This window comes from Streptococcus oralis, assembly GCF_026782285.1.
Lineage (GTDB): Bacteria > Bacillota > Bacilli > Lactobacillales > Streptococcaceae > Streptococcus > Streptococcus oralis_CG.
This window is the reverse complement of the sequence record NZ_JAKUWG010000003.1, coordinates 101,269-114,865: the sequence shown is the minus strand read 5'-3', so window position 1 is coordinate 114,865 and position 13,597 is coordinate 101,269. Positions and strand designations below refer to the sequence as shown.

The 13,597-nt window shown below is 42.5% G+C and carries 15 protein-coding genes and 1 tRNA gene; 13 read left to right on the top strand and 3 right to left on the bottom strand.

Annotated features, from left to right (window positions below; genetic code table 11):
* The first annotated feature begins 59 nt into the window (after positions 1-59).
* Entirely contained in the window at positions 60-854 is a 795-nt protein-coding gene (gene pflA / locus MK403_RS02865; RefSeq protein ID WP_131199907.1) for a pyruvate formate-lyase-activating protein, read from the top strand.
* A 74-nt stretch (positions 855-928) separates the two neighbouring features.
* Here pflA and yidC read toward each other — a convergent pair whose 3' ends face one another.
* The gene (gene yidC / locus MK403_RS02860; protein WP_268709051.1) at positions 929-1,849 is read right to left on the bottom strand and encodes a membrane protein insertase YidC; all 921 of its coding nucleotides are present in this window, start codon (positions 1,847-1,849) and stop codon (positions 929-931) included.
* A gap of 77 nt (positions 1,850-1,926) precedes the next feature.
* Positions 1,927-2,205, bottom strand: a complete 279-nt coding sequence (locus tag MK403_RS02855; RefSeq protein ID WP_038804579.1) for an acylphosphatase — start codon at positions 2,203-2,205, stop codon at positions 1,927-1,929.
* A gap of 33 nt (positions 2,206-2,238) precedes the next feature.
* On the opposite strand from MK403_RS02855, the gene MK403_RS02850 reads away from it, so the two are divergent.
* The 11 genes from MK403_RS02850 (at position 2,239) to MK403_RS02800 (ending at position 11,043) form a co-directional block, all read left to right on the top strand.
* Positions 2,239-2,979, top strand: coding sequence for a TrmH family RNA methyltransferase (locus tag MK403_RS02850; RefSeq protein WP_125425124.1), 741 nt, complete (start codon positions 2,239-2,241; stop codon positions 2,977-2,979).
* A gap of 54 nt (positions 2,980-3,033) precedes the next feature.
* Positions 3,034-3,717, top strand: a complete 684-nt coding sequence (locus MK403_RS02845; protein ID WP_125425125.1) for a Bax inhibitor-1/YccA family protein — start codon at positions 3,034-3,036, stop codon at positions 3,715-3,717.
* A 109-nt stretch (positions 3,718-3,826) separates the two neighbouring features.
* A complete protein-coding gene (gene asnA / locus MK403_RS02840; RefSeq protein ID WP_000747987.1) occupies positions 3,827-4,819 on the top strand; it encodes an aspartate--ammonia ligase in 993 nt (330 codons plus the stop codon).
* 64 nt (positions 4,820-4,883) lie between these two features.
* Positions 4,884-5,423, top strand: a complete 540-nt coding sequence (gene rsmD, locus MK403_RS02835) for a 16S rRNA (guanine(966)-N(2))-methyltransferase RsmD (RefSeq protein WP_000706947.1) — start codon at positions 4,884-4,886, stop codon at positions 5,421-5,423.
* Complete coding sequence (gene coaD, locus MK403_RS02830; RefSeq protein ID WP_001280709.1) at positions 5,413-5,901, top strand: pantetheine-phosphate adenylyltransferase; 489 nt, start codon at positions 5,413-5,415, stop codon at positions 5,899-5,901. Before rsmD ends, coaD begins: the two co-directional genes overlap by 11 nt.
* On the top strand, positions 5,885-6,922 hold the full coding sequence (locus MK403_RS02825) for a SepM family pheromone-processing serine protease (protein WP_268708902.1): 1,038 nt from the start codon (positions 5,885-5,887) through the stop codon (positions 6,920-6,922). The genes coaD and MK403_RS02825 overlap by 17 nt, the downstream gene beginning before the upstream one ends.
* Before the next feature lie 55 nt (positions 6,923-6,977).
* Positions 6,978-7,208, top strand: a complete 231-nt coding sequence (locus MK403_RS02820) for a DUF1146 family protein (protein ID WP_002892633.1) — start codon at positions 6,978-6,980, stop codon at positions 7,206-7,208.
* A 22-nt stretch (positions 7,209-7,230) separates the two neighbouring features.
* Positions 7,231-8,514 carry a UDP-N-acetylglucosamine 1-carboxyvinyltransferase gene (gene murA, locus MK403_RS02815; RefSeq protein WP_268708901.1) on the top strand — a complete coding sequence of 428 codons (1,284 nt, stop codon included), beginning with the start codon at positions 7,231-7,233 and terminating at the stop codon, positions 8,512-8,514.
* Positions 8,501-8,707 (top strand): DNA-directed RNA polymerase subunit beta, encoded by a 207-nt coding sequence (locus MK403_RS02810; RefSeq protein ID WP_268708900.1) that lies wholly within the window; start codon positions 8,501-8,503, stop codon positions 8,705-8,707. Before murA ends, MK403_RS02810 begins: the two co-directional genes overlap by 14 nt.
* A 39-nt stretch (positions 8,708-8,746) precedes the next feature.
* Positions 8,747-9,571 (top strand): DNA/RNA non-specific endonuclease, encoded by an 825-nt coding sequence (locus MK403_RS02805; protein ID WP_268708899.1) that lies wholly within the window; start codon positions 8,747-8,749, stop codon positions 9,569-9,571.
* A 140-nt stretch (positions 9,572-9,711) separates the two neighbouring features.
* The gene (locus tag MK403_RS02800; RefSeq protein WP_268708898.1) at positions 9,712-11,043 is read left to right on the top strand and encodes a hemolysin family protein; all 1,332 of its coding nucleotides are present in this window, start codon (positions 9,712-9,714) and stop codon (positions 11,041-11,043) included.
* Positions 11,044-11,180: 137 nt separating this feature from the next.
* Here the strand turns inward: MK403_RS02800 and MK403_RS02795 are convergent.
* A tRNA-Cys gene (locus tag MK403_RS02795) sits at positions 11,181-11,251 on the bottom strand.
* Positions 11,252-11,555: 304 nt separating this feature from the next.
* Between MK403_RS02795 and MK403_RS02790 the strand changes: the two genes are divergently transcribed.
* Positions 11,556-13,535: a peptide ABC transporter substrate-binding protein gene (locus MK403_RS02790; protein WP_268708897.1), complete on the top strand. Its 1,980-nt coding sequence runs from the start codon at positions 11,556-11,558 to the stop codon at positions 13,533-13,535.
* Positions 13,536-13,597: the final 62 nt, after the last annotated feature.

Here is a 13,597-nt window from a genome sequence, read left to right as displayed (position 1 = left end):
TTTTTCCCTCAAGTCGTGATATAATAAAACTATAAAACGGTTTCAAGGAAGGTGACGATATGTCTGAAGAAACAATTGACTATGGACAAGTGACAGGAATGGTGCATTCGACAGAGAGTTTTGGGGCGGTAGATGGCCCTGGGATTCGTTTTATTGTCTTTTTGCAGGGCTGTCACATGCGTTGCCAGTACTGCCATAACCCTGATACATGGGCTATGGAGACCAATAAATCACGCGAACGGACAGTAGACGATGTCTTGACAGAAGCCCTTCGCTACCGTGGTTTCTGGGGAGACAAGGGAGGAATCACTGTTAGTGGAGGAGAAGCCCTCTTACAGATTGATTTCTTGATTGCCTTTTTTACCAAGGCCAAGGAAAAAGGAATCCACTGTACCTTGGACACCTGTGCCCTTCCTTTCCGTAATAAACCACGTTATCTTGAAAAGTTTAATAAACTCATGGCGGTGACAGACTTGGTTCTCTTGGATATCAAGGAAATCAACGAAGAACAGCACAAGATTGTTACCAGCCAAACCAATAAAAATATCTTGGCCTGTGCCCAGTACCTATCAGATATCGGGAAGCCTGTTTGGATTCGTCACGTTCTCGTACCAGGATTGACAGACCGTGATGAAGATTTGATTGAACTTGGTAAATTTGTCAAGACCCTCAAAAACGTTGACAAGTTTGAAATCCTACCTTATCATACGATGGGTGAGTTCAAATGGCGTGAACTTGGAATTCCTTATTCGCTCGAAGGGGTCAAACCTCCAACAGCAGATCGTGTCAAGAATGCCAAGGAATTGATGGATACAGAAAGTTACCAAGATTACATGAAACGTGTTCATGGATAAAAAAGAAGCCTGATGGAGACATCGGGCTTTTGTGATGCAAAAAGACTTAGCCTCTCAGCTAAGCCTGTTTAGTCTTATCTAGATCGTTGTTTACCAGAGTTGCGGTTTTTCTTTTTCTTATTGGTCGTGATCGCTTGAGTCTGCTTAGGAGTCACATCTTTTCTTGCCCCAGCAGTAGAACTTGCTTTTGGAGGGTTCTTTTTGTATTCTTCACGTACTTTTTGACGAAGTTTTGGACGAACGACATAGTTGACGATAAACTGTTGGAGAATCATCATGAAACCACCGACAACCCAGTAAAGTGTGACACTGGCTGGTGAGAAGAGGGAGAAGATAACTATCATGAGTGGGCTCATGTAGATCATTTTCTTGATTTGTTCTCTTTGCATTTCATCTTCTACTCCGTGAAGTGAAAGGAGCGATTGAAGATAGTAAAGGACACCAGCACAGGCAACCAAAATCATACTTGGAGACCCTAGAGGAATTCCTAGGTAGCTTGCTTGAGCAACCCCTTCAGTATGTTGGGCTGCAAAGTAGATAGCAGAGAAGAAAGGCATTTGAATGAGGATAGGGAAACATCCGACGCCTCCTAGCATGCTGATACCATGTTCTTTTTGGGCGGCAAAGAGAGCTTGTTGAGCCTCAAGTTTTTCTTCTTGAGTTGTTGCTTCTTTGAGACGTGTTTGATGTGGTTCAAGCACGTGTTTGAGGGCGTTCATCTTTTCAGAGTGAAGCGTCGCCTTCCACGATTGGTAGATACCGAGTGGCAAGATAATCAAACGCACGATAATGGTGACGATGATAATCCCCATCCCAAAACCAAGTCCCATATCATTAGCAAAGTATTTGATGGCCTCTGCCATAGGCGCTCCGATGGTGTTCCAGATAAATCCAGTCGGTTCTCCAGTCGTTTTATCAACAGAAACACAGCCTGACAAGACGAGTAGCATAGCCACTCCCATAGCAGAGAGGGCAAAACGTTTAATAGATTTCAATGTTTTCATTCCTTCTTTAAAAATTATACCTTTCTATTCTACTGTTTTTTTGTAAAATATACAATAGTTCTGGAGACCTAATTTGCGACTTTGAAGTCCGAGTAAGATGAAAAGTTGCTCATTTGTACATCTAGATAGGTAACTTTTGAGAAAGGTGTCGGGCCTTTTCGGATTTCTTGGATAAATTTTGCCATAGTGGCAGAGGAGTCTGTCTGAGCAAGAATTTCCACTGTGCCATCGTCATTATTCCAGACACGACCAGTGATGCCACCGATTTCAAGCGCTAGAGTATAAACGCCCCAGCGAAAACCAACACCCTGCACCCTACCTTGGGCAATCATTCTAACCTTTTGCATACCAAACCCCTTTGATTGTGTTATAATATTTCTATGACTATTATAACCTCAAAAGCCAATTCTGTGGTAAAAAATGCCAAGAAATTGCATCAAAAAAAATATCGAAAGTCTGCTTATTTGATTGAGGGCTGGCACTTGTTTGAAGAAGCTGTTCAAGCAGGAGTGACGATTGAGAAGATTTTTGCCCTAGAAAGTTACCGAGATCAGTTAGCCACTTTTCCTCAAACTGTCTGGGTTTCAGAGGAGATTTTGCGGGACTTGGCAGATACGCAAACCCCTCAAGGCATTGTCGCAGTTATTCAAAAAGAAGAAATGGGACAGCCTGATCTTCGTCAGGGAAAGTTTCTATTTTTAGAAGATGTCCAAGACCCTGGGAATGTTGGCACCATGATTCGGACTGCGGATGCGGCCGGTTTCACAGGGGTCATTGTTTCAGACAAGTCAGCAGATGTATACAGTCTCAAGACTCTGCGTTCCATGCAAGGAAGTCATTTTCATTTGCCCATCTATCGTATGCCTGTTGCCACCTTTGTAGAAGGGGCTAAAAAGAGTGACTTGCCCATTCTGGCAACGACCTTATCGAGAGATTCAAAGGATTATCGTGAGCTTTCTCCCCTAGAAGACTTTGTTTTAGTTATGGGAAATGAAGGACAGGGGATTAGTTCTGTCATGGCTGAGAGTGCTGATCAGCTGGTTCATATAAGCATGAAAGGTCGAGCAGAAAGTCTCAACGTGGCAGTTGCAGCAGGCATTTTGATGTTTTATTTCAGCTAATTTATAAAATCTTTGTTATAATCAAGACATATTTATAGAAAAAGGAGAATCAGAATGAATCAAACAATTATTCAAGAACGTTCAGGTCTCAATCAATTTTACGCTAAGGTTTACGCCTTTGTGGGACTTGGGATTGGTCTATCAGCTCTCGTGTCAGCTTTGATGTTGACGGTCTTTCAGACTCAATTGGTCTACTTTTTAATGCATGGTCGTCTCTGGTTGATGATTGCAACTTTTGCAGAACTTGGTCTGGTCTTTGTTGCGAGTAGCATGGCTGCAAAAAATAGTCCAGCAGCTCTCCCAGTATTTTTAGTTTATTCTGTTTTAAATGGCTTTACGCTGAGTTTCGTCGTAGCCTTCTATACACCTGGGACCGTCTTATCAGCCTTTGTATCCAGTGCCCTTCTCTTCTTTGTCATGGCGGCAATCGGAATTTTCACCAAGAAAGATTTGAGTGGAATGGGCCGAGCTTTGATGGCGGCGCTTGTTGGTCTCATCATTGCCATGGTTGTGAATCTATTTTTAGCCAATAGTTTCTTTGACTACATGATTAGTATTGCCATGGTCTTGGTTTTCTCAGGTTTGATTGCTTGGGACAACCAAAAGATTCGCTATGTTTATGAGCAGTCACGAGGACAAGTCGCGACAGGTTGGGTCATTTCAATGGCTCTCAGTATCTATCTAGACTTTATCAACCTCTTCCTTAGCATTTTACGTATCTTTGGTCGAAACGATTAATGAATGACAAAGTCAGTGTTCCAAAGAGCACTGACTTTTTCTTATTTACTCTTTTCTTTTCTTGGAAATAGGTGTATAATGCTTTTAACTAATTTTTGAGGAGCCGTTTATGAAGAAAAGCTTTATTCATCAGCAAGAAGAAATTTCTTTTGTTAAAAACACCTTTACCCAGTATTTGAAAGATAAACTAGAAGTCGTGGAAGTTCAGGGACCTATCTTGAGTAAGGTCGGCGATGGGATGCAGGACAACCTGTCCGGTGTCGAACATCCAGTATCTGTCAAGGTTTTGCAGATTCCAGATGAAACCTATGAAGTCGTTCACTCACTTGCCAAATGGAAACGCCACACCTTGGCTCGTTTTGGTTTCGGTGAAGGTGAGGGTCTGTTTGTTCACATGAAGGCTCTTCGTCCAGACGAAGATTCGTTGGATGCGACCCACTCTGTTTATGTGGACCAGTGGGACTGGGAGAAGGTGATTCCAAATGGTCAACGCAATATCGCCTATCTCAAAGAAACTGTTGAAAAGATTTACAAGGCTATCCGTCTGACAGAGCTAGCCGTAGAAGCACGCTATGATATTGAATCTATCTTGCCAAAACAGATTACCTTTATCCATACGGAAGAGTTGGTGGAACGCTATCCAGATCTAACACCGAAAGAGCGTGAAAACGCAATCTGTAAAGAGTTTGGTGCAGTCTTCTTGATTGGTATTGGTGGCGAGTTGCCTGACGGGAAACCTCATGACGGCCGCGCACCTGACTACGATGACTGGACAACAGAGTCTGAGAATGGCTACAAGGGACTGAATGGGGATATTCTGGTTTGGAATGAATCTCTTGGATGTGCCTTTGAACTTTCCTCAATGGGGATTCGGGTAGATGAAGACACGCTTCGTCGCCAAGTTGCCCTTACAGGAGACGAAGATCGTCTTGAGTTGGAATGGCATAAGGCTCTGCTTAACGGCCTTTTCCCATTGACAATCGGTGGGGGTATCGGACAGTCTCGGATGGCCATGTTCCTTCTTCGTAAGAAACACATCGGAGAGGTTCAGACCAGTGTCTGGCCTCAAGAAGTCCGCGACACTTATGAAAATATCTTGTAGGGAATCGAACCGTAAGGTTCGGTTTTCTTTCTCTTTTTGCCTATAATTTGGTATAATAAACGGTATGAAAATCGTATCAGGAATCTACGGAGGGCGTCCCCTCAAGACGCTAGAAGGCAAGACGACGAGGCCGACATCAGATAAGGTGCGTGGAGCTATCTTTAACATGATAGGCCCCTATTTTGAGGGTGGTCGTGTCTTGGATCTTTATGCTGGCAGTGGCGGTCTGTCTATTGAAGCTGTGTCAAGAGGGATGTCCCATGCTGTCTTAGTGGAACGGGATCGAAAGGCACAAGCTATCATCGCTGAAAATATCCAAATGACCAAAGAAGTTTCTAAATTTCAGCTCTTAAAGATGGAAGCTGAGCGTGCTTTGGAGCAAGTTACAGGTCCCTTTGACCTGGTCTTTTTAGATCCTCCCTATGCCAAGGAACAAATCGTTGCAGATATCGAAAAAATGGCGGAAAGAAATCTCTTCTCTGAAGAAGTCATGGTCGTCTGCGAAACCGATAAGTCTGTAGAACTTCCAGAAGAAATCGCCTGCTTAGGCATCTGGAAGGAAAAAATATATGGGATTAGTAAGGTGACAGTCTATGTCAGATAAAATTGGATTATTTACAGGATCATTTGATCCGATGACAAATGGACATCTGGATATCATTGAACGCGCCAGCAAACTCTTTGATAAGCTCTATGTCGGGGTGTTCTACAATCCCCACAAACAAGGTTTTCTCCCTGTTGAAAATCGCAAACGGGCAGTCGAAAAAGCTGTGGCGCATTTAGATAATGTAGAGGTAATAGCTTCTCACGACCAATTAGTTGTTGATGTTGCAAGAAGATTGGGAGCTAAAACTCTTGTCCGTGGTTTGCGGAATGCTACAGACTTGCAATATGAGGCTAGTTTTGACTACTACAATTATCAACTGGCTCCAGAAATCGGGACTGTCTACCTACATAGTCGCCCAGAGCATCTCTATATTAGCTCGTCAGCCGTGAGAGAGCTCCTGAAGTTTTGTCAGGAGATTCAGCAATATGTCCCAAACAGTGTTGTGGAGGAATTAGAACATGAAGAAAAAAACTAGATGGCCCTTATATGTCATCCTAGCACTAGTATTGACTTTTTTAGCCTTTGTAGTACCTTTACCATACTACATAGAAGTTCCAGGTGGAGCGGAAGATATTCGTCAAGTTTTAAAAGTCAATGAAACAGAAGACACAGAAGCAGGAGCTTACCAGTTTGTGACAGTTGGGATTCGACATGCAACCCTGTCGCATCTTGTCTATGCTTGGTTAACACCTTTCACGGATATTAGAAGCGCTCAGGAGACTACGGGTGGCTCTACTGATGCAGAGTTTATGCGGATCAATCAGTTCTACATGCAAACTTCTCAAAACATGGCCAAGTATCAAGGCTTGAAGACGGCTGGCAAGGATATAGAACTCAAGTACCTGGGAGTCTATGTCTTGACCGTGACAGAAAATTCAACTTTTAAGGGCATTCTGAACATTGCGGATACAGTGACGGCTGTTAATGACAAAACATTTGACAGTTCAAAAGACCTGATTGATTATGTCAACTCTCAAAAACTAGGGGATCCAGTCAAGGTAACCTACGAAGAAGACGGAAGAGTCAAGACTGCTGAAGGTAAAATTATCACTCTTGAAAACGGGAAAAACGGGATTGGGATTGGTTTAATTGACCGTACGGAAGTGACCAGTGATGTTCCAATTCGCTTTTCAACAGCTGGTATCGGGGGTCCAAGTGCAGGTCTCATGTTTAGCCTCGCTATTTACACCCAGATAGCAGATCCAGGACTTCGTAATGGCCGCATCGTTGCGGGAACGGGAACTATTGATCGCGATGGAAATGTTGGCGATATTGGTGGAATTGACAAAAAAGTAGTTGCAGCCTCTCGTCAGGGAGCCAACATCTTTTTTGCTCCTGACAATCCAGTCACCGAGGAAGCAAAAAAAGCAGATCCCAATGCGAAAAGCAACTATGAAACAGCCTTGGAAGCTGCTAAAACGATCAAAACAGAGATGAAAATCGTTCCTGTAAAAACCTTGCAGGATGCGATTGATTACCTCAAAAACAATCCCTAATTTGTAGAAAAATCGAAAACTAGCGCGCAAACAGATAAGATGGTATAATAGTCAAATGGTTCAATTATTATTCACTCTAAGTAGTCATATACTCTTTATCTATTTGAGTTTTTACCTTTTGAAGGATCTTGTGAGATGGGAAAAGGTTTTAAAAGTGACCGCTACTAACACAAAAAAGGTTCGTTTGTTGGTAGGCTTCTTTAGTATTGTAATGGGCTACATCTTGAGTTCATTCTTTATCAGTTTGTACCAACTGTGGCAAGAAGCGCTTAGAGGACTATTATAAAATCAAAAGTAAAGGAAAAACTATGGAAAAAATTGTGGTTCAAGGCGGAGATAATCGTCTGGTCGGGAGTGTGACCATCGAGGGAGCAAAGAATGCCGTCTTACCTTTGTTGGCAGCGACTATTCTAGCAAGCAAGGGTAAGACAGTCTTGCAGAATGTTCCAATCTTGTCAGATGTTTTCACCATGAATCAAGTGGTTCGAGGTCTGAATGCCAAGGTGGACTTTGATGAGGAAGCACATGTTGTTGAGGTTGATGCGACTGGAGATATCACGGAGGAAGCTCCGTATAAGTATGTCAGCAAGATGCGTGCATCTATCGTTGTCTTGGGTCCAATCCTTGCTCGTGTAGGCCATGCCAAGGTATCCATGCCAGGTGGTTGTACCATTGGGAGTCGTCCGATCGATCTCCACCTCAAGGGTTTGGAAGCTATGGGGGCTAAGATCAGCCAGACAGCTGGTTACATTGAAGCCAAGGCGGAACGCCTGCACGGTGCTCATATCTACATGGACTTTCCTAGTGTCGGCGCAACACAAAATCTGATGATGGCAGCAACTCTAGCTGATGGTGTGACAGTGATAGAAAATGCTGCGCGTGAGCCGGAAATTGTTGACCTTGCTATCCTTCTTAATGAAATGGGAGCCAAGGTCAAGGGAGCTGGTACTGAAACAATCACAGTGACTGGTGTTGAGGAACTCCATGGTACGACCCACAATGTCGTACAGGACCGTATCGAAGCCGGAACCTTTATGGTTGCGGCAGCTATGACTGGTGGAGATGTCCTCGTTCGTGATGCAGTCTGGGAACACAATCGTCCCTTGATTTCAAAACTATTGGAAATGGGAGTTGAGGTGACGGAGGAGTCAGAAGGTATCCGTGTTCGTTCTCAACTTGAAAATCTCAAGGCTGTTCATGTAAAAACCTTACCACACCCAGGATTCCCAACAGATATGCAGGCGCAATTTACAGCCTTGATGACTGTCGCAAAAGGGGAATCCACCATGGTGGAAACGGTGTTTGAGAATCGCTTCCAGCACTTAGAGGAAATGCGCCGTATGGGCCTGCATTCAGAGATTATCCGTGACACAGCTCGTATTGTTGGGGGACAGGCCTTACAGGGAGCAGAAGTTCTATCAACGGACCTTCGTGCCAGCGCAGCCTTGATTCTGACAGGTTTGGTAGCGCAAGGAGAAACAGTTGTCGGTAAATTAGTCCACCTTGATAGAGGTTACTATCGCTTCCATGAGAAGTTAGCTCAGCTAGGAGCGAAGATTCAGCGGATTGAGGTTGACGATGAAGAGGAATAGAAACAAAAACAAGAGACTACGCTATGTACTCCGTCGCTTACTGTTGATTTTTATCGTACTATTGCTAGGCTTTCTTGCTTTAGGAATCGGCTTGATGGTTGGCTATGGTATCCTAGGAAAGGGACAGGATCCATGGGCAATCTTGTCTCCGGCGAAGTGGCAAGAATTGATTAGCAAATTTACAGGAAATTAGACTGGGAAACCAGTCTTTTTCTAAAGAAAAAGGAGAAAAATGGACAAAAAAACAAGACAAGCTCTGATAGGATTACTCATATTCTTACTCTTGGCTGCTGGAAGCTACTATATCAAGCAGATGCAGACAGCACCAAATAGCCCTAGAACAAAGGTTAGTCAGAAAAAACAAGCTTCAGAAGCTCCCAGTCAGGAGTTGGCTGAAAGTGTCTTAACTGAGTCAATCAAAAACCAAATCAAGGGGGATCTCGAGTGGAATGGAGCAGGGGCCTTTGTTGTCAATGGTAATAAAACCAATCTAGATGCCAAGGTTTCTAGCAAACCCTATGCGGATAATAAAACAAAACCAGTCGGGAAAGAGACAGTCCCAACTGTTGCCAATGCCATCTTATCCAAAGCGACTCGGCAATATAAGAATCGGGAAGAGACTGGAAATGGGTCCACCTCTTGGACTCCACCAGGGTGGCATCAGGTCAAGAATCTAAAGGGGACCTATACACATGCAGTTGATAGAGGACACCTGCTGGGGTATGCCTTGATAGGTGGTTTGGATGGTTTTGATGCCTCTACCAGCAATCCCAAGAACATTGCAGTCCAGACAGCTTGGGCCAACCAGGCTCAGGCTGAAGATTCGACAGGCCAGAACTACTATGAGAGTTTGGTTAGGAAAGCCTTGGACCAGAATAAGAGAGTCCGTTATCGGGTAACTCTCCACTATGCTACGAATGAGGATTTGGTTCCATCTGCTTCACAAATTGAAGCCAAGTCTTCGGATGGCGAATTGGAATTCAACGTCCTGATTCCAAATATTCAAAAGGGTATCCAGCTTGATTACCGAACAGGTCAGGTCACGGTGACAAACTAGAACCAATCTATTAAAGGAATAAAAATTGCTCCCTTGTCTGTTAGTGATAAGGGAGCAATTGTATAAATTAGAAAATAATGTGATTCCTACGCTAATTTGTGATATAATGGAACACGAGATACTATTTTAGGAGAAAGACCATGGAAGACCCGAGCAGTCAGGATTTGTTACTGCAATTTGTACTTTTAGTTGTATTGACCTTTTTAAATGCCTTTTTCTCAGCCACCGAAATGGCGATGGTGTCACTAAATCGTGCTCGAGTAGAGCAAAAGGCAGAAGAGGGAGACAAAAGTTATATCCGTTTGTTAAAGGTACTTGAAAATCCTAATCACTTTTTATCAACGATTCAAGTTGGTATCACCTTGATTACGATCTTGTCAGGGGCCAAATTGGCGGATACCCTTGGACAAGTGATCGCATCTTGGATGGGAAGCGGAGAGACGGCTTATGCCATTGCAAGTTTCCTCTCTTTGGCATTCTTGACCTACATTTCCATTGTTTTTGGGGAACTCTATCCTAAACGTATTGCCCTTAATCTAAAAGATGCTTTGGCGATTCGAACAGCACCAATTGTTATTGGTCTTGGAAAGATTGTCAGTCCCTTTGTCTGGCTGCTATCTGCTTCAACTAATTTGTTGAGTCGTTTAACACCAATGACCTTTGATGATGCGGATGAAAAGATGACACGTGATGAAATAGAGTACATGCTCACCAATAGTGAAGAAACACTGGACGCAGACGAAATCGAGATGTTACAAGGGATTTTCTCGCTAGATGAACTGATGGCTCGTGAGCTGATGGTGCCCCGAACAGACGCCTTCATGGTGGATATTCAGGATGACAGCAAGACGATTATTGAGAGTATTTTGAAGCAAAATTTCTCACGTATTCCTGTTTATGATGGTGATAAAGACAATGTTATCGGTTTGATTCATACCAAGCGCTTGCTAAACGCTGCCTATGCGGATGGTTTTGAAAATATTATTTGGAAACGAATCCTACAAACACCGCTATTTGTGCCTGAGACCATCTTTGTGGATGATCTATTGAAAGAGCTACGAAATACCCAAAATCAAATGGCCATCTTGCTAGACGAATACGGTGGTATGGCTGGTTTGGTAACTCTGGAGGATCTCCTAGAAGAGATTGTCGGCGAAATTGATGATGAAACGGACAGAGCAGAAATCGAAGTCCATCAAATCGGTGAGGATACCTATATTGCACAAGGAACCATGAATCTTAACGACTTCAACGACTACTTTGGCGTTGAACTAGAAAGCGATGATGTGGATACTATCGCCGGTTATTATTTGACGGGTGTTGGTACGATCCCAACAACTGAAAAAATCAGTTATGAACTGGTCAGTCAAAACAAGCAGGTTATCTTGACCAATGATAAGGTGAAAAATGGACGTGTTACCAAGGTAAAAGTTCAAATCACAGAACTAGAGCCCGAAGAAGAAACCGAGTAAAACAGTGATTTTCGTCACTGTTTTTTATTCGCCCCAAAAGATTTTCAAAGTTATCCTTATTTATCCGAAGAAAAAAACAAAAAAGCCCGATTTACGGGCTTTTCATTCGGTTAATTCCTGTTATTTCAGGTACTGAAAGGCGGTAGACGGATTTGAACCGACGATCAAGCTTTTGCAGAGCCGTGCCTTACCACTTGGCTATACCGCCTCAACGTTTAATATTATACCTTGAAAATGATTCTACGTCAATAGTTTCTTAATCGAAAATCCAATTTAGAAGATTGTCCTTTCTGATTGGATGGAAAAATGGGGAGAGAAAATCTGAAAATCAGGCTTTATAGAGCCTTAACTTCCCTTTTGATTCTATAGATAGCAAACAAAGAATAGAAAAATTTGATAAATGAAAGTTTTTTGTGGTTACACGCCTAAATATTCTGAAAATTCGTTTACTTTTTGAGAAATCTATGGTATAATTGGCAATAAGCCTAAATTTTTTAAGAGGAGTTACATACATGAAAAAAAGTAGAGTATTTGTTACAGCAGGGATTGCTTTGCTGGCAACTGGCGTTCTCGCTGCTTGTGGTTCTTCAAAATCATCTGATTCAACAGCTCCAAAATCCTATGGTTATGTTTATTCAGCTGACCCAGAAACATTGGATTACCTCATTTCAGGGAAACAAAGTACCAAAATTGCCACTTCAAATGGTATCGATGGTCTCTTTACAAATGATAAATATGGGAATTTGACTCCTGCAGTTGCAGAAGACTGGTCAGTCTCAAAAGATGGGTTGACTTATACCTACAAGATTCGTAAAGGTGTCAAATGGATGACATCAGATGGCGAAGAGTATGCTGAAGTGACAGCTAAAGACTTCGTAAATGGCTTGAAACACGCAGCTGATAACAAGTCTGAAGCACTTTATCTAGCAGAAGATTCAGTTAAAGGTCTAGCTGACTATAAAGCTGGAAACAATAAAGACTTTTCTTCAGTAGGTGTGAAAGCAGTTGACGATTATACACTTGAGTATACTTTGAACAAACCCGAACCATACTGGAACTCTAAGATGGCTTATTCAATCTTCTGGCCATTGAACGAAGAATTTGAAAAATCAAAAGGATCTGACTTTGCTAAAGCGACTGACCCTACATCATTGCTTTACAATGGACCATTCTTGCTGAAAGGTTTGACTGCTAAGTCTTCTATCGAGTTCGCTAAAAATGAACAATACTGGGATAAAGACAATGTTCATCTTGATAAAGTAACCCTTGCTTTTTATGATGGTTCAGACCAAGAGTCCATTGAGCGTAACTTTACAAGTGGAGCCTATAGCTATGCCCGTCTCTTCCCAACAAGTTCAAACTACTCTAAGGTAGAAGAAACCTACAAGGAAAATATCTTCTACACTCCATCAGGACCTGGTATTGGTGGTTTGGGTGTGAATATTGACCGCCAAGGTTACAAATACACTTCTAAGACAACTGATGAAGAGAAGACTTCTACTAAGAAAGCCCTCCTTAACAAGGACTTCCGTCAAGCCTTGAACTTTGCCTTTGACCGTACGTCTTACTCAGCTCAAGTAAATGGTAAAGAAGGTGCTCCTCGTGCCGTTCGTAACCTCTTTGTAAAACCTGACTTTGTCTCTGCTGGCGAAAAAACTTTCGGTGACTTGGTGACTGATAAGATGGCAGCTTATGGCGATGAATGGAAGAATGTAAGCTTTGCGGATGGTCAAGATGGACTCTTCAACGCCGATAAAGCCAAAGCTGAATTTGCCAAAGCCAAAACAGCATTGGAAGCAGAAGGTGTAAAATTCCCTATCCATTTGGATGTTCCAGTAGACCAAACAGCTAAAAACTATATCGCACGTATTCAATCCTTCAAACAATCCGTTGAAACAGTGCTTGGTGAAGGCAACGTAGTTATTGATATCCAACAAGTTTCTAAAGATGAGTTTAATAATATTACCTACTATGCGGCGAATGCAGCAGCAGAAGACTGGGATCTCTCAGGTGCCGTTGGATGGAACCCTGACTATGAAGATCCATCAACTTACCTTGATATCTTGAAAACAACGAATACTGAACAAACAAAAACATACATGGGTTACGAAGGTGCAGATAATGCTGCAGCAGCTCAAGTTGGTTTGAAAGAATACGATAAGCTAGTTGATGAAGCTGCTAAAGAAACAAGCGACTTGAATGTTCGTTATGAAAAATATGCAGCAGCTCAAGCTTGGTTGACAGATAGCTCACTCATCTTGCCAGCTATGTCATCAACTGGTGCTGCACCATTCATTTCTCGTGTTGTGCCATTCTCTGCATCATATAGCCAATCTGGAGATAAGGGCTCAGATGTATACTTCAAGTATATTCAGTTACAAGACAAGGTAGTAACCAAAGCTGACTATGAACAAGCTCGTGAAAAATGGCTCAAAGAGAAAAAAGAATCAAACGAAAAAGTTCAAAAAGAATTGGCTAATCACGTTAAATAAATAACTCTCAAGAGAACTTTCTCTCCATGAGGAGAAGGTTCTTTTGGGATTTTAAAAGGAAA

Excerpts from the sequence above, each read along its gene's own strand:
- coaD (WP_001280709.1), top strand. The coding sequence starts at position 5,413 with ATGTCAGATAAAATTGGATTATTTACAGGATCATTTGATCCGATGACA.
- MK403_RS02805 (WP_268708899.1), top strand. The coding sequence starts at position 8,747 with ATGGACAAAAAAACAAGACAAGCTCTGATAGGATTACTCATATTCTTA.
- MK403_RS02820 (WP_002892633.1), top strand. The coding sequence starts at position 6,978 with ATGGTTCAATTATTATTCACTCTAAGTAGTCATATACTCTTTATCTAT.
- MK403_RS02855 (WP_038804579.1), bottom strand. The coding sequence starts at position 2,205 with ATGCAAAAGGTTAGAATGATTGCCCAAGGTAGGGTGCAGGGTGTTGGT.
- asnA (WP_000747987.1), top strand. The coding sequence starts at position 3,827 with ATGAAGAAAAGCTTTATTCATCAGCAAGAAGAAATTTCTTTTGTTAAA.
- murA (WP_268708901.1), top strand. The coding sequence starts at position 7,231 with ATGGAAAAAATTGTGGTTCAAGGCGGAGATAATCGTCTGGTCGGGAGT.
- MK403_RS02825 (WP_268708902.1), top strand. The coding sequence starts at position 5,885 with ATGAAGAAAAAAACTAGATGGCCCTTATATGTCATCCTAGCACTAGTA.
- MK403_RS02810 (WP_268708900.1), top strand. The coding sequence starts at position 8,501 with ATGAAGAGGAATAGAAACAAAAACAAGAGACTACGCTATGTACTCCGT.
- rsmD (WP_000706947.1), top strand. The coding sequence starts at position 4,884 with ATGAAAATCGTATCAGGAATCTACGGAGGGCGTCCCCTCAAGACGCTA.
- MK403_RS02850 (WP_125425124.1), top strand. The coding sequence starts at position 2,239 with ATGACTATTATAACCTCAAAAGCCAATTCTGTGGTAAAAAATGCCAAG.
- pflA (WP_131199907.1), top strand. The coding sequence starts at position 60 with ATGTCTGAAGAAACAATTGACTATGGACAAGTGACAGGAATGGTGCAT.
- MK403_RS02845 (WP_125425125.1), top strand. The coding sequence starts at position 3,034 with ATGAATCAAACAATTATTCAAGAACGTTCAGGTCTCAATCAATTTTAC.
- MK403_RS02800 (WP_268708898.1), top strand. The coding sequence starts at position 9,712 with ATGGAAGACCCGAGCAGTCAGGATTTGTTACTGCAATTTGTACTTTTA.
- MK403_RS02790 (WP_268708897.1), top strand. The coding sequence starts at position 11,556 with ATGAAAAAAAGTAGAGTATTTGTTACAGCAGGGATTGCTTTGCTGGCA.